Below are 20,873 nucleotides of genomic sequence, written 5' to 3'. Positions count from 1 at the left end.
TGTTACCCGGTGCGCACAATCCTCATGTACTTATGGCCAAATCATTTTAACTTGATTCTGCGTTATCTTCGCTGGCCGTACTATTTGTACTGTCTGTGCTCCTTCGCCTTGAATTAAATTAAACTGATTCGGCTATATGTTTAAAAAATTATTTAATAACGCATGGCCTTGTTCACTTAGAATGCTCTCTGGATGAAATTGCACCCCATGCAGAGGCAAACTTCGGTGCTGGATGCCCATAATCTCATCTATTATTCCATTTTGTTCTGTCCACGAGGTCAACTCAAAACAATCCGGCAATGAATATTTGTCGATCACCAATGAATGATAACGTGTCACCACTAACGGTTGATTGAGCCCATAAAACACGCCGCTGTTGTTATGCCGGATCGTACTTGTCTTTCCGTGCATCGCCTGTCGTGCCCGTATCACTTTAGCCCCGAACGCTTGCCCCAGCGCCTGGTGACCAAGACAAACACCCAGGATTGGCAGTGTATTGGCAAAATGACGGATCACAGCAAGAGAAATACCCGCCTCATTGGGGCTACAAGGACCCGGTGAAATCACCAGATGCGACGGTGCTAATCGTTCAATATCATCCAATTGCAGTTCATCGTTGCGTTTTACCAATACCTGTGTCCCTAATTCACAAAAATATTGGTACAAATTGTAGGTAAAAGAGTCGTAATTATCGATCAGTAACAGCATAGTAAACTCAGTTTTTAAAAGGTTGTCAGCGCTAATGATAAAAGACCGTAAATTGCTAATTTAATTTGTCCACTCAAGCCAGAATGCAGTTTCCTTTGTGGTGACAAAGCCATGAGGGAAATAAGCATGCTAAGAAGAGAGGACCACTACATGATAAAACAACGCCATCAACAGGGGGCATTTATTGTTGATATTGCCCATCAGATAGGGTGTTCAGAAAAAACGGTGAGACGGCACATTAGCTATCCTGCGCCGCCAACAGCAAAACGCGGTAAAAAACAGGTTGCTAAACTCGAGCCCTTTAAAGACTACATCGATTCAAGGTTGAGTGAACAGGTTTGGAATGCGGCGGTTATTTTTGAGGAAATCCGTGAAAAAGGCTACCGGGGTGGGAGTGCGATGCTCCGACGTTATATACATCCCAAACGTCCGCTCAGGGCCTCGAAAAACACGGTACGCTTTGAAACCCTCCCCGGTTATCAACTTCAACACGATTGGGGAGAAATCATCGTTGAGGTGGCAGGCTCTGCCTGTACGGTTAATTTTGCCGTTAATACGCTCGGTTTTTCGCGTCGCTTTCATGTCTTTGCTGCCCCTAAGCAAGATGCTGAGCACACGTATGAATCGCTGGTTCGCAGCTTCAATTACTTCGGTGGCAGCGTAAAAAATGTCTTGGTAGATAACCAAAAAGCCGCTGTTATCAAACATGGACAAAATGGCCACATCGAGTTCAATGCGGGCTTCCTGCAACTGGCTAATCACTATGGGTTTAGCCCTCGCGCCTGTAAGCCTTATCGACCGCAAACGAAAGGCAAAACCGAACGGATGGTGGGCTATGTTAAACACAATTTTTTCACTCGCTACCGTCAGTTTGAGAGTTTCGCTCATGTTAATCAACTGCTAGCGATGTGGCTGGCGAAAGTGGCAGACCAGCGTCATCTTCGTCAATTCAAGCAGACACCGGAAAATCGTTTTGCTGAGGAAAAAATAGCCTTGATGCCACTCCCTGCGACTGATTTCGATACCAGCTACTTCGACCTACGACAAGTGGCATGGGACAGCTATATCGATGTCAGAGGTAATCGCTATAGCGTGCCTTCATTCTGGTGTGGTCGTGCGGTTAATATTCGTATCGGTTTAGATAATACGCTACGTATTTACGGCGATGAGCAACTGCTCGCGACGCATCTCTTGCAGGAGGTAACGCAGGGCTGGCAAAAGGTGCCAGAACATCATCAAGCCCTTTGGCAACAGGTCAATCGAGTAGCGTCTCGTTCGCTCAGTGTGTATGAGGAGCTACTCTGATGGAAATGGAAAACTTGTTGATACGGTTAAAAATGGATTACCTGGGCGATGCGTTGGAGAGTTTATGTGAAGAAGCCACCAAGAAAGCACTGAACTACCGTGAATTTCTCCAGCAGGCATTAGCCCAGGAATGGAACGGGCGTCACCAAAAAGGCTTGGAATCGCGGTTAAAACAAGCACGTTTGCCGTGGATAAAAACCTTGGAGCAATTTGACTTTACTTTCCAACCAAGTATAGACAGGAAAATTATCCGCGAGCTGGCGGGGCTGAGGTTTGTCGAACATCATGAAAACGTCATTTTGTTAGGCCCACCTGGGGTAGGGAAAACGCATTTGGCGATAGCGCTGGCTGTCAAGGCAGCTACAGCTGGGCATCGGGTATTGTTTATGCCTCTGGATAGACTCTGCTGTACCTTAATGAAGGCAAAGCAAGAAAACCGTCTGGAACGCCAACTTCAGCAACTGTGCTATGCCAGGGTATTAATACTGGATGAAATCGGGTATTTACCGATGAATCGCGAAGAAGCTAGCCTATTTTTCAGGTTATTGAGCCGTCGTTATGAAAAGGCGAGCATCATTCTCACATCAAATAAAAGTTTTACTGATTGGGGGGACGTATTCGGTGATCACATTTTAGCAACTGCGATTTTAGACAGGCTTTTACATCATTCAACCACATTGAATATTAAAGGAGAAAGCTATCGACTCAAAAATAAACGCAAAGCAGGCATGTTGCCTATAAAAACGACTGATATTATCCAGGCGCCTGGAATAGAAACCCAACAGGAAAATTAGCAAAAACTGGACATTTTAAAGTAGCAAAAAGTGGTCAATCTAAAGTAGCGTTGACAAAGGTAACATCTAACTTGATCCATGCCGTCCGCCCTGGTTCGTTTATTGCCGTTTTTGCAGCATAACCAAAGCCCCCACTGCCTGCTAAATTGAGATGTTCGCTATAATTTTTATTCAATAAATTATCAATACCCGCACTGATTTTTATTTGTTTATCCCACCGGTAAGCCACATTGGCCGATAGTACAGCAAAACCCGCACTGGGGCTAAAGTCTTTACCCGCTGCATTCCCTTCATCTATTGCAACTCGATGTTGATGACTCACTACTCGCCATAAAGCGGTATTGCTCCAATTTCCTTGCTCATAAGTTAAACCAAAACGGGCTTCAAGAGGCGGGATCTGTGGTAATGGTCGTTGATCACGGTTATTTTTTCCCCATGAGTAAGCGAGGCTACTTTCTGCTTTCCAATGTGCATTAAAAGCATAGCCAATCCCCATCTCACCTCCGAAGACAGTTGCGTCAACATTATTAATCTCGATGCTGCGTGCATACTTCGGATCATATTTAAATAAAATAAAATCACTTACCTGGCCAAGATAGCTAGAAACCCAAGCATGGGTCGATACACCATTATATTGGGCGCCGATATCAAGCTGTGTTGTTTTTTCGCTTTTAACACTAACAAAAGCACTAGGGGCTTTCTTTGCGGCATTATAGGAAAATAATTCCCAATAATCAGGGAAACGCTCACTGTATCCTAGTCCTGCGTACAACAATACCGGCATATCTAATACATCATGTTCGAAACGGATAAAACCACTGGGTGAGTTATCTGAACGTTGTTTATTATCAGCATAACGCTCTACAGAATTATGATCTAAACGTGCACCGGTAATTAATCTGCTCTGTGGGGTGGCAAACCAACTTAATTCACTAAATAATCCATAGTTATAAAAGCGCGCATTGTTTTTCCAATGATTATTTTTTTTCATTCGGTGCGTATTGGTTTGCCAATCTGCCCCACCGATGAGTTTAAAATCTTGCCATAATCCGGTTGCCATGGCTCGGCTGCCAAGCGTTTGTCGATCTAAATTCGTGCTCGATTTCTCCCCCCCGATAGGTAGTGAACGCAGTGTTGTGTTGTCCATGATGTGATTGACGTAATTATAATAAATTTTGGCTTCAACTTTATCCCATACTTCACTAAGATTATGTTTTTCAAAACGTAGCCCCAGGCTATCACGTTGTAACTGTGCGCCATCACGCCCTCTACCAGCATAGCGGGCAGTTCCGTCACCTTGGCCGGCGGTTAATTCGAGCAACATATCTTGATCAAGGGGAGTCAAACCCAGTGCTATATCGGCATTCCATTTGTTCCATTTAGAGGGAACAGTAACATCGTTACCATCTTTGTAATCGTCTGCGCGTGCGTGATTTCCTACTAAACGTAGATAACCTTGCTGATTTCCTAGACTGACAGCAAGATTGCCATCTTGGCGATTACGGGATCCGATAAGTCCGCTAATGTGACCTTTTGCCCCTGCTCGATCAAAGATAGGGGGTTGCCGTTCAAATAAAATAGTTCCTGCGGAAGCGCCTGATCCCCAAAGCACAGATTGTGGTCCTTTAATCAGGGTTAAGACATCATAGCTTTCCGGTGTAATATAAGAGGTAGGCGGATCCATACGTGATGGGCAAGTACCTAATGTTTCCGCACCATCGGTAAGAATACGGAGACGTGAACCAAACATGCCACGAAATACCGGATCGCCATTGGCACCCCCATTACGGATTTGGGAAAAACCGGGGATAGTTTTTAAATAATCGGAACCATCACTCGCTGGAACCGGTTGGCGTGGTGTTTTGAGTGAACTAACAACCACTAAGGGGGAGTGTTGTGGGGCAGTAACAATAATGACGTCGGTGTCATTTAACTGATTTTTTTGTTTTTCTTCAACTTTAGGAGCTGATGCTGATTGAGCAGCAAGATTCATTGTCATTGACACAATAATAGCCGTCATGGTGTTTCGTAATAATGGTGTTTTTTGGTTTAAGTTATTCGGACTGGGCACAATTGATTCCTTGACAACAAAAAGCTTAATTAAAATAATTAGCTTATTGTATTACCAGCATAAACAAAAACCTATAGAGTAAGTACAAGAGATTTCGAACAGGCTCTTAGGGAGCAGAGATGAAAAAAATTACGCTACTGCTATTAATTTTGCTTGGTTGGTTACAATACTCACTTTGGTTCGGCAAAAATGGTATTCATGATTTTATCCGTGTTAAAAATGATCTTACCTCACAGGAAGCGCATAATCTTACACTTAAAGTACGGAATGATAAATTATTTGCTGAGATTGATGATTTAAATGTGGGCCAAGAAGCAATTGAAGAACGTGTGCGTAATGAACTCGGTATGATTAAACCAGGAGAGACCTTCTATCGGCTCGTTCCTGATAATTCCAAAAACAAAAAAAATAGCCCTTAATTTCTTGGTTTTTAGCAAAATTCGCCGTAAACCCTCGCCCAATACGGACGGGGAGCAGTCACAGCATGTTTTCACAAAAGGCTAATAAGAATGAATGCACTTCCTGAAGTAATTGCCGTATTGCCTGCTGCGGGTATTGGCAAGCGGATGCAAACTGATTGCCCGAAACAATATTTAACTATTGGCCAGAAAACGATACTTGAATATGCGGTCGATTCCTTACTGCACCACCCACGTATTAAACAGATTATTGTCGTCATTGACTTACAAGATGATCGATTTCAATCTTTAGCGCTGGCTCATCATGCAAAAATTCAAGTGGTTTATGGTGGTGAACAGCGAGCTGATTCGGTGATGGCAGGTTTACAACAGGCTGAGCAATATATCAATCAATCATCCTGGGTGCTGATCCATGATGCTGCTCGCCCTTGTTTGCATCCTGAGGATCTGGATAAGTTGTTAGAGGTTACAGAGCACAGCAAAATTGGTGGCATATTAGCAACACCGGTTCGAGATACCATGAAACGGGGAGGAGTCAGTACAGCGGTTATCAATCAGACGTTAGAACGACAACAGCTATGGCACGCGCTCACCCCTCAGATTTTTCCGTTTGCATTATTGAAAGATTGCTTATCAGGTGGCATCGAGAAAGGGATAGAGATCACTGACGAAGCTTCTGCGTTAGAATATTACGGTTATCAACCATTATTGATCAAAGGTCGATCTGACAATATTAAAATAACCTATCCAGAAGATCTGGCCTTAGCGGAATTTTATTTAACTCGTAGAAATGATTAGGAATAAAAATGATACGGATAGGACAAGGTTTTGATGTGCATGAATTGGGTGGTGAGGGGCCGTTGATCATGGGTGGTGTTACTATCCCTTATCCACAAAGATTGTTAGCACATTCTGATGGTGATGTATTGCTACACGCGGTTATTGATGCTTTACTCGGTGCTGCTGCCTTAAGGGATATTGGTCAATTATTTCCTGATACGGATCCCGCTTTTAAAAATGTAGATAGCCGATTTTTATTGCGCCAAGCTTATTCACTTATTCAACAAAAAGGTTATCAGCTAGGTAATCTGGATGCGACCATTATTGCGCAAGAACCCAAAATGGGAGCCCATATTTTGCAAATGCGGATTAATCTGGCTGAAGATCTTCAATGTGATAAGGATCAGATCAACGTTAAAGCAACCACCACAGAAAAACTCGGTTTTACTGGTCGTGGTGAAGGTATCGCTTGTGAAGCCGTCGTCCTGTTGATCAAGGGACAACAGATGGAATGATAAATAAAAATAAACAAATTTTGTTAACACAATTACGTCAACATGGTATCTGTGATGAACGCTTATTACATGCCATTGAGTCTGTACCTCGTGAATTTTTTGTTGATGAAGCCTTAGAACACAAGGCTTATGAAAATACTGCGTTACCGATAGGATCAGGGCAAACTATCTCACAGCCTTACATAGTCGCGCGGATGACAGAGCTACTGCAATTGAAAAAAATGTCACGGGTGCTAGAAATCGGTACGGGTTCGGGTTACCAAACCGCCGTTCTGGCGCATCTGGTAGAACAAGTCTACTCTGTTGAACGCATCAAAGGATTACAATGGCAAGCAAAACGTCGGTTGAAAACGCTAGATTTGCATAATGTTTTTACTCGCCATAGCGATGGTTGGCAAGGATGGCCATCACGCTGCCCCTTTGATGCGATTATTGTCACTGCTGCTCCACCAAGGATCCCTCCCGCATTATTGGAACAACTAGATGAAGGGGGAATATTAGTCCTCCCGGTTGGTGAAAAAACGCAAATGTTAAAAAAAGTGCAACGACGAAACCATGAATGTTGTATTGAAGATGTAGAAGAAGTTCGTTTTGTTCCATTAATCGAAGGTGAATTGGCTTGATAGGAGCCGATCTGGCTAATCGATTTTGCAAAAAGTCTAAGAGCCTATTCAAAAAACAGAGTAAAAATTTTCATGCCTGAATTACCCGAAGTAGAAACTAGTCGCCGTGGGATAGCGCCCTATCTTGTTGGTCAAACTCTTCTGTACGTGGTGGTCAGAAATCCTCGCCTACGTTGGCCGGTTTCCGAAGAGATATCATCACTGCGTGATCAACCTGTTTTCAGTGTACAACGCCGTGCTAAATATCTTTTGCTCGAGCTGGCAGCAGGTTGGATCATCATTCACCTTGGCATGTCAGGCCGCTTGCACATATTACCCAAAGACAGGATAGCCGAAAAACATGATCACATTGATTTAGTCATGAGTAACGGAAAAATATTGCGTTACACGGATCCTCGTCGCTTCGGCGCTTGGCTGTGGGCAAAAGATTTTACTGCCAGCACTGTACTGGCTCATTTAGGGCCAGAGCCTTTGGGAGCAGAATTTACCGAGCAATATTTATTTGAAAAATCCAGACACAAGCGTACATTGATTAAGCCTTGGTTGATGGACAATAAAATTGTTGTAGGAATAGGCAATATTTACGCCAGTGAGTGCTTATTTGTTGCTGGTATTTTGCCAACGGAGCCCGCAGGATCATTAACACAAAATGAATGCAAATTATTAGTCAGTGCTATTAAAACAGTGTTATTAGATGCCATTGAGCAAGGTGGTACCACGCTACGAGATTTTTTACAATCGGATGGTAAGCCGGGCTATTTTGCTCAACGATTACAGGTTTATGGTCGAGCCGGTGCGCCTTGTTATCGGTGCACACATCTTATTGAAACGGTGAAACAGGGGCAACGGAGTACGTTTTTTTGCCGCCACTGTCAACGTTAACACCTCATCTTGGCTAACAAAGCTTCTGTAACCGCAGCGGGGAGAAATGAAGCGATATCGCCCCCGAGCAATGCCACTTCTTTTACTAATGCTGAAGAGAGAAACGAATATTTCTCTGAGGGGAGTAAGAACAGGGTTTCTAATTCTGGCATCAAATGACGATTCATTTTTGCTAGCTGGGATTCATACTCAAAATCAGCAACAGAGCGTAGTCCACGAATTAAGATATTGGCGCCTTTTTCTCGAGCGCAATTAACCATCAATCCATCAAAAGTGATCACTTTGACATTTTTAAAAGTAGCAGTGACCTTTTCTGCTAGCACAACCCGTTCTTCTAAAGTAAACAGCGGTTGTTTACCCGCACTCTGTGCAATTGCCACAATAATCTGCTCGAACATAGTGGCGGCTCGCGTTATTACATCTAGATGTCCATTGGTGATGGGATCAAAGGTCCCCGGGTAAATAGCTCGCATATCTATGGTTGTTCACTTTTTGGTTGCTGAGATTAGAACTCTTCGGAAACCTACTGCGTGACGCGGATCCTGCGTTGCCCGGTGCGTCGGGTGTCTTGACTTCGCATCACTGGTTACGGTTTCGAAAGCGGTCTATTTGATTTAATGACCATAAAGCTGTGTATTTAGTAAAAGTGTATTGGGCGTTAACACAGGCCAGTAATAAACCTTGTTTACCATCCAAAAAACCGGCGCGTAATAAACCTGTTTTACAAAAAGCCCACAGGCTATGAGCGAAAATAGCCAGGTAATGACAACTTTTGCCTTGCTGATGACGCTGAATGGCCCAAATTTTGGCGTAATTAAGTTGTTTTTGCTGAAAATCACTAAAATCACGACAAGTCAGGTGAAGTAAATCTCCTTTTAGGGGGATAATCTTTGCCGAGCCACACATCAGAGACTCATGTACATAATCTTCTTTATATTGATATTGAGGAGGGTATAAACGGACAACACGGTCAGGATACCAACCACTGTGGCGCATAAATCGACCTAAAAATAGGTTGCGCCGCGAACAACTATAAACTGCGTTATCATCAGGTGCCATCAGTACCGCTTCGATAGAATTTTTTAGTAGCGGCGAGATACGTTCATCAGCATCAACCATTAATAGATACTCACCCTTAGCATACTGCTGTGCTATGTTTCGTTGTTTGCCGAAACCTTGCCAATCAGTATGCGTATAAATTTTGGCGCCATAACGCTGAGCGATGCTAAGTGTTTCATCCTCACTACCGGAATCTAATATGATAATTTCATCAGCCCAAGCCACTGAAAGTAGGCAGTCAGCAAGCAATGGGGCTTCGTTTTTAGTCAAAATAATGACGGATAAACTTTTTTTTGTGCTCATTTAATGATGTTATGACGATAAATAAGGGGCAAGCAATCGCAATAAACGTTGTAACGCTCCTTGGTTTTCACGCAAAACGTCGAACGCATGATGGCCATGCTCAAAACGTCGTTTTTCATCTCTGAGCAAAAAATTGGCCTGTTGCACCAAGGATAATACATCTGCATCAGTGACATTAATCAGTCCTTTGGCTTTAGTTAATTTGGCACAAATGTCTTTAAAATTAAAAGTATGGGGTCCCATAAGAATCGGGATGGCATGTGCAGCGGCTTCTAACGGATTATGCCCCCCGTGTTTTATCAGACTGCCGCCAACAAAAGCAATATCAGCAACGCCATATAACAACATCAGTTCACCCATGGTATCGCCGATAACTACCTGCGTTGTGTCAGAAGGCCTGTTGTTTTCACTGCGTAGCCTATAACTGAAACCGGCTTTCTGCACCATTTTTATTACATCAGAGAAACGTTCTGGATGCCGAGGCACTAAAATAAGTAGTAACGTTGGATAATTTTGCAATAATTTGCGATGCGCTGCTAATAACAATACTTCTTCGCCAGCGTGTGTACTGGCGGCTATCCATATGAGACGACGCGGAGCCCACTGACGGCGTAAAGTAACAGTACGTGCGGCTAATTCAGGCGTAACAGCAATATCAAATTTTAGGTTACCCATCACGCTCACCTGAGAACGCGCTGATCCTAAAGAGATAAACCGTTCAGCATCTTCTTGATTTTGCGCTGCAATTAAGCTAATACGCGGTAACGTAGTACGCATAAAATGATTTATTTTCTTATAACCTGCTGCAGAACGAGCAGAAAGGCGCGCATTGGCAATGATTAAGGGAATCGAACGACGATACAACGCATTAATCAGCGTTGGCCATAATTCGGTTTCCATGATGATCACTAAACGAGGATTGAGCTGATTAAGAAAACGATTTATGGCACAGGGGAGATCATAGGGTAAATAAACGTGATGAACTTTGTTACTGAAAGCGGATTTTACTCGCTCTGATCCGGTGGGGGTCATGGTGGTGACGGTGATCGGTAAATCGGGGTAACGATGCAGTAAGGCTTTGATAAGTGGAATAGCGGCTAATGTTTCGCCTACTGAAACGGAATGTAGCAAAATGCCATTGGCAGCTACCTTACCTGCGCAAAAACCATAACGCTCACCCCAGCGCTGACGGTAAGCGCTGGATTTGCGGCTACGCCACAGCAAGCGTAACCAGATTAAGGGTTGGATAAGATAAAAAAGCAGCTGATATAAACGCAGTAACATTCTATTAAAGTCATCTCTGTGAGTTACTAAGAACGGCACTATACCTAATAGCCTGTTCGAACTCCTCTACAGTTTATTTAATTTGCATTTTATTGGAAACCGATCTTACTCCGGGCACACGGCGAGTAACTTCTATTGCTTGGTTTATCGCTTGTTTTGAGGTAACAAATCCACTCAATTGCACGCGTCCTTTAAAAGTTTCCACTTTAATCTCAGTAGATTTAAAATTTTTTGTGCCGAATAGGGCTGATTTCACTTTAGTTGTGATCACCGTATCGTCGATATAACCACCCGTTCCTTCTGATTTATAGGTCGGTGCACAAGAAGCAATAGTAAAGGTTAAAGTAGTTGTAACACACAATACAGCTAGAATTTTAAAAAGCTTCATAAATTCTCCATTCATGGCGAAGTTAGCAAATTAAGCTTTGAGATGACCTTATAATTTTAGACTGATGTCTGAGAAATGAAAGAGAGAATTCATATGATTAAATGTGAGGATCAAGAGACTACTTGTTAAGAAAACTATCGGTTAACTAGATCACTGTGGTTACTGGTTGAGGTGATATGGCCAAATCAGTTTAATTTGATTTAAGTGTTGTCGTCGCTTGCCGTACTATCTGTATTGTCTGTGCTCCTCTGCCTAGGCAAAATGAGCAGAAACCTGGTGCAGAATAGCGTTACTGCATCGCAGGAGATTTTACTCTCCATACTTAGCGAAAGGTGATGGTTGAACTGGTATTTTTAGTATTAAGGTACATTCAGCGATTCAGGTGAAAAACAATACGATTTTTACTCACAGTAGCAGAGAAGCTTTGGTCTTTTTCGGCAGACTTCTTAGAGCCTATTCGGAATTTTTTATGCTCGCTGACACTTTAAATTTCTTGCATAAAAAAACCGGGTAAACCCGGTTTTTTTATTTACTCATAGAGCAGGTCACTTACAGATTACTCCACAAATTCTTCTGCTGGACGATCAACTAATTCAATATAAGCCATAGGAGCGTTATCACCTGCCCGGAAGCCACACTTTAAAATACGAGTATAGCCACCAGTCCGATTTGAAAAGCGTGGAGCAAGCTCAGTGAATAGCTTGGCCACTACCTCATTATCACGAGTACGAGCGAACGCCAAACGACGATTAGCTACACTGTCGCTTTTTTTAGCAAGAGTCACTAACGGCTCCACCACACGACGTAATTCTTTCGCTTTTGCCAAAGTCGTTTTGATGATTTCATGACGCACCAAAGAACCTGACATGTTAAGAAACATAGCTTTTCGATGACTACTGTTACGATTTAGTTGACGACCACTTTTACGATGGCGCATAACCTTATCCTTTTAAGTAAAACTTTAACCTACTGTTTATTCTGGCTACCCTGATCAGCAATACTAGCTGGTGGCCAATTTTCCAAACGCATACCTAGCGACAAACCATGCGCAGCCAGCACATCTTTAATCTCCGTAAGCGACTTTTTACCTAGATTAGGGGTTTTTAGTAACTCGACTTCTGTACGTTGTACTAGATCACCGATGAGTGTGATGGCTTCTGCTTTAAGACAATTAGCAGAACGAACAGTTAACTCTAAATCATCAACAGGACGCAGCAAGATTGGTGGAAATTCGGGCGTCTCTATTGAAGTTTTAGAAGTATTAACATTATGACTCATGTCGACAAAAGCGGTCAGTTGTTCAGAAAGAATAGTCGAGGCGTGGCGAATAGCTTCTTCAGGATCAATCGTGCCATTGGTTTCCATTTCAATAATCAGCTTATCAAGATCAGTGCGATCTTGGTAGCGCGTTGCTTCGACATTATAGGCAATCCGCTCTATAGGGCTGTAACATGCGTCTACTAACAAACGACCAATTGGACGCTCATCCTCTTCTCCATGAACACGGGTAGAGGTTGGCACATAACCCCGACCACGCTGAACTTTAATCCGCATATTAATAGATGCACATTTATCGGTTAAGTGGCAGATCACATGCTCAGGTTTAATGATTTCAATCTTAGAATCAGAGGTTATATCCGCGGCAGTCACAGAGCCAATGCCAGACTTTTGTAGCTTCAGAATAACTTCATCTTCTTTGTCCTGGACTTGCACTGCCAGCTTTTTCAGATTCAATAATATGCTTAGGATATCTTCCTTTACACCTTCTTTTGTGCTGTATTCATGCAACACGCCTTCAATTTCAACTTCAGTCACTGCGCAACCCGGCATCGATGAAAGCAAAATGCGTCGCAGTGCATTGCCAAGGGTATGACCAAAGCCCCGCTCTAATGGCTCAAGGATCACTTTAGCGTGCGTTTGACTGATTTTTTCGCTTATCAGGCTTGGTTTTAGAAACTCTTTCACAGAACCCTGCATTGTGTCCTCTCTTTGGTACTAAACTTTACTTCGAGTAAAGCTCGACGATCAGGTGCTCATTAATGTCCGCAGGCAGATCAGTACGTTCAGGCAGACGCTTGTACACACCTTCCATCTTAGCAGCATCGACTTCCAGCCAAACAGGCTTTTCTCGTTGTTCAAATAGCTCCAAAGCAGCTCTGATACGAGATTGTTTTTTCGCTTTCTCACGGATGCTGATTATAGCATTCGGTAATACCTGGTAAGAGGCGATATTAACAACCCGTCCATTTACCAAAACACCTTTATGGCTTACCAGTTGGCGTGATTCAGCACGAGTGGCACCAAACCCCATACGGTAAACTACATTGTCTAGACGCCCTTCCAGCAATCCCAACAAATTCTCACCGGTATTACCTTTTAAGCGTGCTGCTTCTTTGTAATAGTTACGAAATTGACGTTCAAGGACACCGTACATCCGGCGCACTTTTTGTTTTTCACGTAATTGCACGCCGTAGTCAGATAGACGTGGTTTATGTGCACCATGCTGACCAGGTGGTTGATCAATTTTACACTTACTATCAATCGCACGAACACCTGACTTTAAAAATAAATCCGTGCCCTCACGACGGCTCAGCTTGAGCTTAGACCCTAAATATCTTGCCATTTTCTTTCTCCAACAAACCTGAAAACAGCGTCATACACGACGCTTTTTGGGCGGACGACAACCATTGTGGGGGATCGGAGTCACATCAGTAATATTCGTGATGCGAAAACCCGCTGCGTTTAAGGCACGGATAGTGGATTCACGACCAGGACCAGGTCCTTTGACCATAACTTCCAGATTCTTGATACCACACTCTTTGACACTATCAGCACAGCGTTCTGCTGCCACTTGAGCCGCAAACGGAGTAGACTTACGAGAACCACGGAAACCAGATCCTCCAGCCGTTGCCCAAGCCAAAGCATTACCTTGACGATCTGTTATGGTCACTACAGTGTTGTTGAAAGAAGCGTGGATATGCGCCACACCGTCGGATATTTGTTTTTTTACACGTTTACGTGTACGAGCAGCTGGTTTTGCCATTTATTTAATTACCCCGATTATTTCTTGATCGCTTTACGCGGACCCTTGCGGGTACGGGCGTTAGTCTTCGTGCGCTGCCCACGAACTGGCAAACCACGACGATGACGTGAGCCACGATAACATCCAAGATCCATCAAACGCTTGATGTTCAGGGTAACTTGGCGACGCAAATCACCTTCTATCGAGTATTTGGCAACTTCGTCACGTAGCTTGTTAATTTCTTCCTCAGACAGTTCACTGATCTTCACACTTTCAGCAACACCTGCGGCAACACAAATCTTTTGTGCACCAGTCCTACCGATACCGTAAATCGCAGTTAACGCGATAACAGCGTGCTTTTGATCAGGAATGTTAATGCCTGCTATACGGGCCACTATGCACTCCTATTGTTTAATTTATACCACAATGCCATGCTGAAAAGCCCGTTTTCAGGATACTCAAACGACACCGTAGTTACAGATAAAAGATTGTCTGGCCAATCTTCTAGCCAGCTGAACCAACGTTCAATAAAATTATTTCAGCCTTGACGTTGTTTATGCTTAGGCTCCGTACTGCAGATTACGTGCACGACGCCGTGACGCTTAACAATTTTACAGTTACGACATAATTTCTTGACGGAAGCACGAACTTTCATTTTTCTCTCCGTGTTAACTTCTTAACTAACTTGACATCCTCCCCGCCAGAAATAACGAGGATTCCTACAGTGCTCAGACGAGATCTGATTCGTTTAGCGATCAGGCGACTTAACTGCGCTGGCTTTCCACAGGATTAAAATCCCGCATGCCCTGCATTACTTAATTTTCCGTTATAGCTATGCAGAAGCTTTCGCCGTTAGTCGCCGCATTTTAACACAGGTTAGTTAGAAAATACTGCCTTATATCTTCGATCCCCTGAAAGCCGAAATTTTACGGCATACTGGATAATACTAATACCCCTGACTAACGTTTATGACCTTTCAGGTTTGCTTTCTTTAACGCAGACTCATATTGATTCGACATCATCAGAGTTTGCACTTGTGCCATAAAGTCCATAATGACAACGACGACAATTAGCAGTGATGTACCACCAAAATAGAAAGGAACTTTCATGGCATCACGCATAAATTCCGGGATAAGGCAGATAAAGGTAATATAAATCGCACCAATTAAAGTAAGACGCGTCATTACTTTATCAATGTATTTTGCCGTTTGTTCTCCTGGACGAATTCCTGGCACAAATGCTCCTGATTTTTTCAAATTATCCGCTGTCTCACGAGGGTTAAATACCAACGCAGTGTAAAAGAAACAGAAGAAAATAATGGCAGACGCATAAAGCAGCACATACAGAGGTTGTCCGGGTTGTAAATACATCGAAATCGTTGTCAACCAGTTCCAGCCTGTACCGCCACCAAACCAGGAGGCAATTGTCGCTGGGAACAAAATAATACTAGAAGCAAAAATAGCAGGGATAACACCAGCCATATTTACTTTCAACGGTAAGTGAGTACTTTGAGCCGCATAAACACGACGACCTTGCTGACGTTTCGCATAATTGACCACAATACGTCGTTGACCACGTTCAATGAAAACAACAAGAAAAGTGACTGCAGATACTAATGCTGCGACCAACAGTAGCAATAGAAAATGTAGATCTCCTTGCCTTGCAAGCTCAATAGTATGCCCCACGGCAGACGGCAGCCCCGCTATAATGCCAGCAAAGATGATGATCGAAATACCATTGCCGATACCTCGTTCAGTAATCTGCTCACCCAGCCACATAAGGAACATCGTCCCAGTCACTAAGCTAACAACGGCGGTAAAATAGAAGGCAAAATTGGGATCTAACACCAAACCTTGCATACCTGGCATATTCGGTAGTCCAGTAGCAATCCCAATTGATTGGAATATCGCTAATACTAAAGTACCATAGCGAGTATACTGGTTAATTTTTCGACGACCCGCTTCGCCCTCTTTTTTTATCTCAGCCAATGTTGGATGAACCAGCGTCAACAACTGGATAACAATTGATGCCGAAATATAGGGCATAATTCCTAATGCAAAGATAGAAGCGCGACTGAGTGCACCACCAGAGAACATGTTAAACATTTCAATGATAGTGCCTCTCTGTTGTTCAAGCAATTTAGCGAGCACAGTAGCATCGATACCAGGAATCGGAATAAAAGAGCCGATACGGAAAACAATAAGCACACCGATAACAAACAACAATCTGCGTTTCAGTTCACCCAATCCGCCCTTAGCACTTTGAAAATCTAATTCCGGTTGCTTGGCCATCTGCTACTTATCCCTCAATTGTGCCGCCAGCGGCTTCAATAACAGTACGAGCACTGTGGCTGATACGCAGGCCATGAATAGTTATTGCACGATTGATTTCACCAGGAAGCACAACTTTCACAAACTCAGCTTCGGTATCAACAACGTTAGCTGCTTTCAGTGTGCTCAAATCAATAACGTCGCTTTCCATTTTAGCCAGCCTGGATAAACGAACCTCTGTGATCATTATTTTCTCGATTTTCTCGATTTTACCGCCAGCAGCTTCGATGGCAGCTTGAGCGCCTTTAGTAACACGTAGATCACCTAAGGTTGCTTCATGAGCGCCTTTGTCAACATGCAGACTACGTAAAGTTATCGCTCGATCAATTTCACCAGACAGAATGATTTTTACAAATTTAATTTGGCTGTCAATAATATTGGCAGCTTTTAGTGCATTCAGGTCGATTAGGTCAACTTTCATTGATGCTAGTTCAGAAAGACGAACTTCCGCTACAAACTCCATTTTACGAGAAACAAAACCAAACTTTGGTAAACGACGGTACAAAGGCATCTGACCACCTTCAAAACCGCGACGCACACCCCCTCCAGACCGCGAATTTTGACCTTTGTGACCACGCCCACAGGTTTTCCCTAGGCCAGAACCAATACCACGACCTACACGCTTCGGTGCATGTTTGGCACCTTTCGCTGGAGACAGAGTATTTAAATACATAGACTACTCCCCCTCAATTTTAACCATATAGGAAACCAAATTGACCATACCACGTATAGCAGCAGTATCCTCACGCTCTACAGTATGACCAATACGACGCAAACCTAAACCACGGAGGGTCGCTTTATGCTTAGGCAAACGACCGATAGCGCTGCGAGTCTGAGTTATCTTAAAAATAGTCTTTTCCATGGTTTATTTTACCCTAGAATTTCTTCGACGGACTTACCACGCTTTGCAGCGACCATTTCTGGCGATTTCATATTTGCCAGAGCATTAACAGTTGCACGAACCACATTAATTGGGTTAGTAGAACCGTAGGTTTTGGCTAATACGTTGTGAATACCAGCCACATCCAAAACAGCCCGCATGGCACCGCCGGCAATAATACCGGTACCTTCAGAAGCCGGTTGCATAAACACACGAGAGCCTGTGTGAGCACCTTTAACGGGATGCTGTAGCGTCCCATTATGCAATGCAATATCTACCATGTTACGCCGTGCTTTTTCCATTGCCTTTTGGATTGCTGCAGGTACTTCACGAGCTTTACCATAGCCAAAGCCAACACGTCCCTGACCATCCCCTACTACTGTAAGAGCGGTAAAGCTGAAAATACGACCACCTTTTACCGTCTTAGATACCCGATTTACCGCAATTAGTTTTTCTTGCAGTTCACCAGCTTGTTTTTCGATGTTCGCCATCTTGCCTCTACCTTAGAACTGAAGGCCAGCGTCACGGGCAGCTTCTGCCAGTGCCTTGACTCGACCATGATATTTGAAACCGGAACGGTCAAAGGAGATTTTTTCAATTCCTTTTCCCAATGCACGTAGTGCAATAGCTTTACCTACTGCTTCTGCGGCATCTTTGTTAGCGGTAGATTTCAATTGCCCATTGATAGCCTTTTCTAATGTAGAAGCGGCTGCCAAAGTTTCAGAACCGTTTGGAGCGATAACCTGCGCATAAATATGGCGCGGAGTACGGTGTACCACTAAACGGGTCGCCGCCAGTTCTTTTAGCTTACGTCGTGCGCGGGTCGCACGACGGATACGAGCTGTTTTCTTATCCATAGTGTTACCTTACTTTTTCTTAGCTTCTTTTATACGCACAACTTCATCAGCGTAACGGACACCTTTGCCTTTATAAGGCTCCGGACGTCGGTAGGCACGCAGATCTGCCGCAACCTGACCAACAACTTGTTTATTTGCCCCTTTCAGCACAATTTCAGTTTGGCTAGGGCATTCAGCAGTAATGCCTTGTGGCAGCTGATGTTTAATAGGATGAGAAAAACCTAAAGCCAATTCTACCCAATTATTTTTAACTGATGCACGGTAACCTACACCTACCAGTACCAGTTTTTTCGTAAAACCTTCAGTAACACCGATAATCATTGCATTAATCAATGAACGAGTGGTACCCGCTTGAGCCCAATTGTCAGCACCTTGGTGTAACTCAAAAATCAATGTATTTTTTTCTGTTACTTCTACTTTAACGGCGGGATGAACAGTATAAGTCAGCTCGCCATTCTTACCCTTAATCGAAATTACCTGATCGTTGAGTTTTACCTCTACACCGGCAGGAATGACGACGGGTGCTTTTGCAACACGAGACATGCTTTCCTCCGAAATTAAGCTACGTAGCAGATAATCTCGCCACCAAGACCAGCTTTGCGAGCTGCACGATCAGTCATAACACCCTTAGAGGTAGAAACAACAGCGATACCCAAGCCACCCATCACTTTTGGCAACTCATCCTTTTTCTTATAGATACGTAAACCTGGGCGGCTAATACGTTGAATTGTTTCGACCACTGCCTTCCCTTCGAAATATTTAAGTTTTAATTCCAAAACGGGTTTAGTGTTGCCTTCAATTTTAACATCTTCAATATAACCTTCTTCTTTTAGCAAATTGGAAATTGCCACTTTCAAATTGGAAGAAGGCATGGTGACCGCGATTTTTTTCGAGGATTGTCCATTACGAATGCGGGTCAGCATATCCGCAACCGGATCTTGCATGCTCATCTGTTTTTACTCCCGTGATTAATTGGTAACCTTTACCAGCTAGCCTTTCTAAGACCCGGTATTTCACCGCGCATAGCGGCTTCACGGACTTTCATACGGCTCAAACCAAACTTTCGCAAGACGGCGTGCGGGCGACCAGTTTGACGACAGCGATTACGTTGGCGACACGGGCTGGAATCACGCGGTAGCTGCTGCAGTTTAAGAACAGCATCCCAAACTGCATTACCAGATGATTTTTCATCAGTAGATATAGTCATACCCGCAGAGATAATTTTTTTTAATGCTTCGCGTTTTTCTCGATATTTGTTAGCCATTTTTACACGCACAACTTCGCGTGCTTTACATGATTGCTTAGCCATAAGTAACCCTACTTGCGAAATGGAAAGTTAAACGCCGCTAACAATAAGCGACCTTCATCATCAGATTTTGCAGTGGTAGCAATAGTAATATCCAAACCCCGTATGCGATCAACTTTATCATAGTCAATTTCTGGGAAGATGATTTGCTCTCGAACACCCATGCTATAGTTGCCACGTCCATCAAATGATTCAGGAGATAAACCACGAAAATCACGAATACGAGGGACAGCAATAGCAATTAAACGTTCAAAAAATTGCCACATACGTTTGCCACGTAAAGTCACTTTACAGCCTATCGGATAGCCCTGACGGATTTTAAAGCCTGCAACAGATTTACGTGCTTTGGTGATAAGCGGTTTTTGGCCAGAGATTGCAGTCAAATCAGCGGCGGCGTTATCCAATAATTTTTTATCAGCTATTGTCTCACCAACTCCCATGTTCAGGACGATCTTCTCGATCCGAGGGACTTGCATGACAGAACTGTAACCACATTGCTCCATCAGTTGTTTTACTACTTCATCTTTGTAGTAATCATGCAGTTTCGCCATCGTACTACTCCAAGTTTATTTTATAGTTTCTTTATTAGATTTGAAATAACGTACTTTTTTATTATCTTCAAACCTAAAACCTACGCGGTCAGCCTTGCCGGTTGTTGCATTAAATAATGCAACGTTAGAAACTTCAATAGCCGCTTCTTTCGTAACAATGCCACCAGGCTTATTCAAAGAGGCAACTGGTTTTTGGTGTTTTTTAACCAGGTTAATGCCTTCAACAATAACTTTACCCTTAGGCAAAACACTCTTTATTTTCCCGCGTTTACCTTTATCTTTTCCGGTTAACACGATAATTTCGTCATTATGACGGATTTTCGCTGCCATAGTTCGCTCCTTAGAGTACTTCTGGTGCCAGAGAAATAATTTTCATGAACTTTTCATTGCGCAGTTCACGAGTCACAGGCCCAAAAACACGGGTACCGATTGGTTGCTCATTGTTATTATTTAAAATAACACAAGCATTACTATCGAAGCGAATCATAGAACCATCTGGGCGACGTACACCCCTTCTAGTGCGCACCACTACCGCTTTCAGTACATCGCCTTTTTTCACCTTGCCACGAGGAATTGCTTCTTTGATGGTGATTTTGATGATGTCGCCGATGCCTGCGTAACGACGGTGCGAACCACCTAGAACCTTGATACACATTACGCGACGTGCACCGGAGTTGTCGGCTACGTTCAGCATAGTCTGTCCTTGGATCATGTTAGTGCTCCGCTAATATTAATAACTGTTATCTAAAACCCAAATTGGTATCTAAAATCCAAAATAGGCCGCTTGAACAAGGGC

At 43.4% G+C, this 20,873-nt stretch carries 29 protein-coding genes and 2 pseudogenes; 7 read left to right on the top strand and 24 right to left on the bottom strand.

Annotated elements, in window-relative coordinates; translation table 11 throughout:
- Nucleotides 1–132 precede the first annotated feature (132 nt).
- Nucleotides 133–708 carry an aminodeoxychorismate synthase component II gene (locus AACL30_RS09160; RefSeq protein WP_339056427.1) on the bottom strand — a complete coding sequence of 192 codons (576 nt, stop codon included), beginning with the start codon at nucleotides 706–708 and terminating at the stop codon, nucleotides 133–135.
- A gap of 126 nt (nucleotides 709–834) precedes the next feature.
- Between AACL30_RS09160 and istA the strand changes: the two genes are divergently transcribed.
- Both istA and istB read left to right on the top strand, forming a co-directional pair.
- Nucleotides 835–2,013, top strand: a complete 1,179-nt coding sequence (gene istA / locus AACL30_RS09155; protein ID WP_339056344.1) for an IS21 family transposase — start codon at nucleotides 835–837, stop codon at nucleotides 2,011–2,013.
- Nucleotides 2,010–2,807 carry an IS21-like element helper ATPase IstB gene (gene istB / locus AACL30_RS09150; RefSeq protein ID WP_339058365.1) on the top strand — a complete coding sequence of 266 codons (798 nt, stop codon included), beginning with the start codon at nucleotides 2,010–2,012 and terminating at the stop codon, nucleotides 2,805–2,807. The genes istA and istB overlap by 4 nt, the downstream gene beginning before the upstream one ends.
- Before the next feature lie 34 nt (nucleotides 2,808–2,841).
- On the opposite strand, the gene AACL30_RS09145 is transcribed toward istB, so the two are convergent.
- Entirely contained in the window at nucleotides 2,842–4,827 is a 1,986-nt protein-coding gene (locus AACL30_RS09145; RefSeq protein ID WP_339058438.1) for a TonB-dependent copper receptor, read from the bottom strand.
- Between the two features lie 170 nt (nucleotides 4,828–4,997).
- Between AACL30_RS09145 and ftsB the strand changes: the two genes are divergently transcribed.
- The 5 genes from ftsB (at nucleotide 4,998) to mutM (ending at nucleotide 8,097) form a co-directional block, all read left to right on the top strand.
- Nucleotides 4,998–5,297: a cell division protein FtsB gene (ftsB, locus tag AACL30_RS09140; RefSeq protein ID WP_339056426.1), complete on the top strand. Its 300-nt coding sequence runs from the start codon at nucleotides 4,998–5,000 to the stop codon at nucleotides 5,295–5,297.
- A gap of 90 nt (nucleotides 5,298–5,387) precedes the next feature.
- A complete protein-coding gene (gene ispD / locus AACL30_RS09135; RefSeq protein WP_339056425.1) occupies nucleotides 5,388–6,095 on the top strand; it encodes a 2-C-methyl-D-erythritol 4-phosphate cytidylyltransferase in 708 nt (235 codons plus the stop codon).
- Between the two features lie 11 nt (nucleotides 6,096–6,106).
- The gene (gene ispF / locus AACL30_RS09130) at nucleotides 6,107–6,592 is read left to right on the top strand and encodes a 2-C-methyl-D-erythritol 2,4-cyclodiphosphate synthase (RefSeq protein WP_339058437.1); all 486 of its coding nucleotides are present in this window, start codon (nucleotides 6,107–6,109) and stop codon (nucleotides 6,590–6,592) included.
- Nucleotides 6,589–7,215, top strand: coding sequence for a protein-L-isoaspartate(D-aspartate) O-methyltransferase (locus AACL30_RS09125; protein WP_339056424.1), 627 nt, complete (start codon nucleotides 6,589–6,591; stop codon nucleotides 7,213–7,215). The genes ispF and AACL30_RS09125 overlap by 4 nt, the downstream gene beginning before the upstream one ends.
- Nucleotides 7,216–7,287: 72 nt before the next feature.
- Nucleotides 7,288–8,097 (top strand): bifunctional DNA-formamidopyrimidine glycosylase/DNA-(apurinic or apyrimidinic site) lyase, encoded by an 810-nt coding sequence (mutM, locus tag AACL30_RS09120; RefSeq protein ID WP_339056423.1) that lies wholly within the window; start codon nucleotides 7,288–7,290, stop codon nucleotides 8,095–8,097.
- On the opposite strand, the gene coaD is transcribed toward mutM, so the two are convergent.
- The 22 genes and pseudogenes from coaD to rplN all read right to left on the bottom strand — a co-directional run bounded on the left by coaD (nucleotide 8,094) and on the right by rplN (nucleotide 20,789).
- On the bottom strand, nucleotides 8,094–8,570 hold the full coding sequence (gene coaD, locus AACL30_RS09115; RefSeq protein ID WP_422389540.1) for a pantetheine-phosphate adenylyltransferase: 477 nt from the start codon (nucleotides 8,568–8,570) through the stop codon (nucleotides 8,094–8,096). The genes mutM and coaD overlap by 4 nt on opposite strands.
- 106 nt (nucleotides 8,571–8,676) lie before the next feature.
- Nucleotides 8,677–9,459: a glycosyltransferase family 2 protein gene (locus tag AACL30_RS09110; RefSeq protein ID WP_339056422.1), complete on the bottom strand. Its 783-nt coding sequence runs from the start codon at nucleotides 9,457–9,459 to the stop codon at nucleotides 8,677–8,679.
- A 9-nt stretch (nucleotides 9,460–9,468) separates the two neighbouring features.
- Nucleotides 9,469–10,743 carry a lipid IV(A) 3-deoxy-D-manno-octulosonic acid transferase gene (gene waaA, locus AACL30_RS09105; RefSeq protein ID WP_339056421.1) on the bottom strand — a complete coding sequence of 425 codons (1,275 nt, stop codon included), beginning with the start codon at nucleotides 10,741–10,743 and terminating at the stop codon, nucleotides 9,469–9,471.
- A gap of 73 nt (nucleotides 10,744–10,816) precedes the next feature.
- Nucleotides 10,817–11,131: a BON domain-containing protein gene (locus AACL30_RS09100; RefSeq protein WP_006706787.1), complete on the bottom strand. Its 315-nt coding sequence runs from the start codon at nucleotides 11,129–11,131 to the stop codon at nucleotides 10,817–10,819.
- 556 nt (nucleotides 11,132–11,687) lie between these two features.
- Nucleotides 11,688–12,068, bottom strand: a complete 381-nt coding sequence (gene rplQ / locus AACL30_RS09095; protein WP_339056420.1) for a 50S ribosomal protein L17 — start codon at nucleotides 12,066–12,068, stop codon at nucleotides 11,688–11,690.
- Nucleotides 12,069–12,097: 29 nt separating this feature from the next.
- Nucleotides 12,098–13,108: a DNA-directed RNA polymerase subunit alpha gene (locus AACL30_RS09090; RefSeq protein ID WP_339056419.1), complete on the bottom strand. Its 1,011-nt coding sequence runs from the start codon at nucleotides 13,106–13,108 to the stop codon at nucleotides 12,098–12,100.
- Between the two features lie 25 nt (nucleotides 13,109–13,133).
- Complete coding sequence (gene rpsD / locus AACL30_RS09085; RefSeq protein ID WP_339056418.1) at nucleotides 13,134–13,754, bottom strand: 30S ribosomal protein S4; 621 nt, start codon at nucleotides 13,752–13,754, stop codon at nucleotides 13,134–13,136.
- Nucleotides 13,755–13,784: 30 nt separating this feature from the next.
- On the bottom strand, nucleotides 13,785–14,174 hold the full coding sequence (gene rpsK, locus AACL30_RS09080; protein WP_339056417.1) for a 30S ribosomal protein S11: 390 nt from the start codon (nucleotides 14,172–14,174) through the stop codon (nucleotides 13,785–13,787).
- Between the two features lie 17 nt (nucleotides 14,175–14,191).
- Nucleotides 14,192–14,548: a 30S ribosomal protein S13 gene (gene rpsM, locus AACL30_RS09075; RefSeq protein ID WP_339056416.1), complete on the bottom strand. Its 357-nt coding sequence runs from the start codon at nucleotides 14,546–14,548 to the stop codon at nucleotides 14,192–14,194.
- A 143-nt stretch (nucleotides 14,549–14,691) separates the two neighbouring features.
- Nucleotides 14,692–14,808, bottom strand: a complete 117-nt coding sequence (gene rpmJ, locus AACL30_RS09070) for a 50S ribosomal protein L36 (RefSeq protein ID WP_339056415.1) — start codon at nucleotides 14,806–14,808, stop codon at nucleotides 14,692–14,694.
- Between the two features lie 304 nt (nucleotides 14,809–15,112).
- Nucleotides 15,113–16,444: a preprotein translocase subunit SecY gene (gene secY / locus AACL30_RS09065; protein WP_339056414.1), complete on the bottom strand. Its 1,332-nt coding sequence runs from the start codon at nucleotides 16,442–16,444 to the stop codon at nucleotides 15,113–15,115.
- A gap of 7 nt (nucleotides 16,445–16,451) precedes the next feature.
- A pseudogene (locus tag AACL30_RS09060) lies at nucleotides 16,452–16,676 on the bottom strand (uL15 family ribosomal protein); the annotation flags it as partial.
- Nucleotides 16,677–16,682: 6 nt separating this feature from the next.
- Nucleotides 16,683–17,156, bottom strand: a pseudogene (gene rplO / locus AACL30_RS09055) (50S ribosomal protein L15); the annotation flags it as partial.
- Nucleotides 17,157–17,159: 3 nt separating this feature from the next.
- On the bottom strand, nucleotides 17,160–17,345 hold the full coding sequence (gene rpmD, locus AACL30_RS09050) for a 50S ribosomal protein L30 (RefSeq protein ID WP_339056413.1): 186 nt from the start codon (nucleotides 17,343–17,345) through the stop codon (nucleotides 17,160–17,162).
- An 8-nt stretch (nucleotides 17,346–17,353) separates the two neighbouring features.
- A complete protein-coding gene (rpsE, locus tag AACL30_RS09045; RefSeq protein ID WP_339056412.1) occupies nucleotides 17,354–17,854 on the bottom strand; it encodes a 30S ribosomal protein S5 in 501 nt (166 codons plus the stop codon).
- Nucleotides 17,855–17,866: 12 nt separating this feature from the next.
- Entirely contained in the window at nucleotides 17,867–18,220 is a 354-nt protein-coding gene (rplR, locus tag AACL30_RS09040) for a 50S ribosomal protein L18 (RefSeq protein WP_339056411.1), read from the bottom strand.
- A 9-nt stretch (nucleotides 18,221–18,229) separates the two neighbouring features.
- Nucleotides 18,230–18,763, bottom strand: a complete 534-nt coding sequence (gene rplF / locus AACL30_RS09035) for a 50S ribosomal protein L6 (RefSeq protein WP_339056410.1) — start codon at nucleotides 18,761–18,763, stop codon at nucleotides 18,230–18,232.
- 14 nt (nucleotides 18,764–18,777) lie between these two features.
- On the bottom strand, nucleotides 18,778–19,170 hold the full coding sequence (rpsH, locus tag AACL30_RS09030) for a 30S ribosomal protein S8 (protein WP_176487031.1): 393 nt from the start codon (nucleotides 19,168–19,170) through the stop codon (nucleotides 18,778–18,780).
- A 32-nt stretch (nucleotides 19,171–19,202) separates the two neighbouring features.
- The gene (gene rpsN / locus AACL30_RS09025) at nucleotides 19,203–19,529 is read right to left on the bottom strand and encodes a 30S ribosomal protein S14 (RefSeq protein ID WP_339056409.1); all 327 of its coding nucleotides are present in this window, start codon (nucleotides 19,527–19,529) and stop codon (nucleotides 19,203–19,205) included.
- An 8-nt stretch (nucleotides 19,530–19,537) separates the two neighbouring features.
- A complete protein-coding gene (rplE, locus tag AACL30_RS09020) occupies nucleotides 19,538–20,077 on the bottom strand; it encodes a 50S ribosomal protein L5 (RefSeq protein ID WP_339056408.1) in 540 nt (179 codons plus the stop codon).
- 15 nt (nucleotides 20,078–20,092) lie between these two features.
- Nucleotides 20,093–20,407 carry a 50S ribosomal protein L24 gene (rplX, locus tag AACL30_RS09015; RefSeq protein WP_339056407.1) on the bottom strand — a complete coding sequence of 105 codons (315 nt, stop codon included), beginning with the start codon at nucleotides 20,405–20,407 and terminating at the stop codon, nucleotides 20,093–20,095.
- A gap of 10 nt (nucleotides 20,408–20,417) precedes the next feature.
- Complete coding sequence (rplN, locus tag AACL30_RS09010) at nucleotides 20,418–20,789, bottom strand: 50S ribosomal protein L14 (RefSeq protein WP_339056406.1); 372 nt, start codon at nucleotides 20,787–20,789, stop codon at nucleotides 20,418–20,420.
- Nucleotides 20,790–20,873: the final 84 nt, after the last annotated feature.

This window comes from Candidatus Regiella endosymbiont of Tuberolachnus salignus (genome assembly GCF_964020115.1).
Lineage (GTDB): Bacteria > Pseudomonadota > Gammaproteobacteria > Enterobacterales > Enterobacteriaceae > Regiella > Regiella insecticola.
Note: the sequence above shows the minus strand (reverse complement) of the source record. Positions and strands in the feature narration are given on the sequence as shown.

Bases quoted from the DNA above. Each gene is read 5' to 3' on its own strand.
- AACL30_RS09160 (WP_339056427.1), bottom strand. From the start codon at position 708: ATGCTGTTACTGATCGATAATTACGACTCTTTTACCTACAATTTGTAC.
- istA (WP_339056344.1), top strand. From the start codon at position 835: ATGCTAAGAAGAGAGGACCACTACATGATAAAACAACGCCATCAACAG.
- AACL30_RS09145 (WP_339058438.1), bottom strand. From the start codon at position 4,827: ATGACGGCTATTATTGTGTCAATGACAATGAATCTTGCTGCTCAATCA.
- ftsB (WP_339056426.1), top strand. From the start codon at position 4,998: ATGAAAAAAATTACGCTACTGCTATTAATTTTGCTTGGTTGGTTACAA.
- ispD (WP_339056425.1), top strand. From the start codon at position 5,388: ATGAATGCACTTCCTGAAGTAATTGCCGTATTGCCTGCTGCGGGTATT.
- AACL30_RS09125 (WP_339056424.1), top strand. From the start codon at position 6,589: ATGATAAATAAAAATAAACAAATTTTGTTAACACAATTACGTCAACAT.
- mutM (WP_339056423.1), top strand. From the start codon at position 7,288: ATGCCTGAATTACCCGAAGTAGAAACTAGTCGCCGTGGGATAGCGCCC.
- coaD (WP_422389540.1), bottom strand. From the start codon at position 8,570: ATGCGAGCTATTTACCCGGGGACCTTTGATCCCATCACCAATGGACAT.
- AACL30_RS09110 (WP_339056422.1), bottom strand. From the start codon at position 9,459: ATGAGCACAAAAAAAAGTTTATCCGTCATTATTTTGACTAAAAACGAA.
- waaA (WP_339056421.1), bottom strand. From the start codon at position 10,743: ATGTTACTGCGTTTATATCAGCTGCTTTTTTATCTTATCCAACCCTTA.
- AACL30_RS09100 (WP_006706787.1), bottom strand. From the start codon at position 11,131: ATGAAGCTTTTTAAAATTCTAGCTGTATTGTGTGTTACAACTACTTTA.
- rplQ (WP_339056420.1), bottom strand. From the start codon at position 12,068: ATGCGCCATCGTAAAAGTGGTCGTCAACTAAATCGTAACAGTAGTCAT.
- AACL30_RS09090 (WP_339056419.1), bottom strand. From the start codon at position 13,108: ATGCAGGGTTCTGTGAAAGAGTTTCTAAAACCAAGCCTGATAAGCGAA.
- rpsD (WP_339056418.1), bottom strand. From the start codon at position 13,754: ATGGCAAGATATTTAGGGTCTAAGCTCAAGCTGAGCCGTCGTGAGGGC.
- rpsK (WP_339056417.1), bottom strand. From the start codon at position 14,174: ATGGCAAAACCAGCTGCTCGTACACGTAAACGTGTAAAAAAACAAATA.
- rpmJ (WP_339056415.1), bottom strand. From the start codon at position 14,808: ATGAAAGTTCGTGCTTCCGTCAAGAAATTATGTCGTAACTGTAAAATT.
- secY (WP_339056414.1), bottom strand. From the start codon at position 16,444: ATGGCCAAGCAACCGGAATTAGATTTTCAAAGTGCTAAGGGCGGATTG.
- rpmD (WP_339056413.1), bottom strand. From the start codon at position 17,345: ATGGAAAAGACTATTTTTAAGATAACTCAGACTCGCAGCGCTATCGGT.
- rpsE (WP_339056412.1), bottom strand. From the start codon at position 17,854: ATGGCGAACATCGAAAAACAAGCTGGTGAACTGCAAGAAAAACTAATT.
- rplR (WP_339056411.1), bottom strand. From the start codon at position 18,220: ATGGATAAGAAAACAGCTCGTATCCGTCGTGCGACCCGCGCACGACGT.
- rplF (WP_339056410.1), bottom strand. From the start codon at position 18,763: ATGTCTCGTGTTGCAAAAGCACCCGTCGTCATTCCTGCCGGTGTAGAG.
- rpsH (WP_176487031.1), bottom strand. From the start codon at position 19,170: ATGAGCATGCAAGATCCGGTTGCGGATATGCTGACCCGCATTCGTAAT.
- rpsN (WP_339056409.1), bottom strand. From the start codon at position 19,529: ATGGCTAAGCAATCATGTAAAGCACGCGAAGTTGTGCGTGTAAAAATG.
- rplE (WP_339056408.1), bottom strand. From the start codon at position 20,077: ATGGCGAAACTGCATGATTACTACAAAGATGAAGTAGTAAAACAACTG.
- rplX (WP_339056407.1), bottom strand. From the start codon at position 20,407: ATGGCAGCGAAAATCCGTCATAATGACGAAATTATCGTGTTAACCGGA.
- rplN (WP_339056406.1), bottom strand. From the start codon at position 20,789: ATGATCCAAGGACAGACTATGCTGAACGTAGCCGACAACTCCGGTGCA.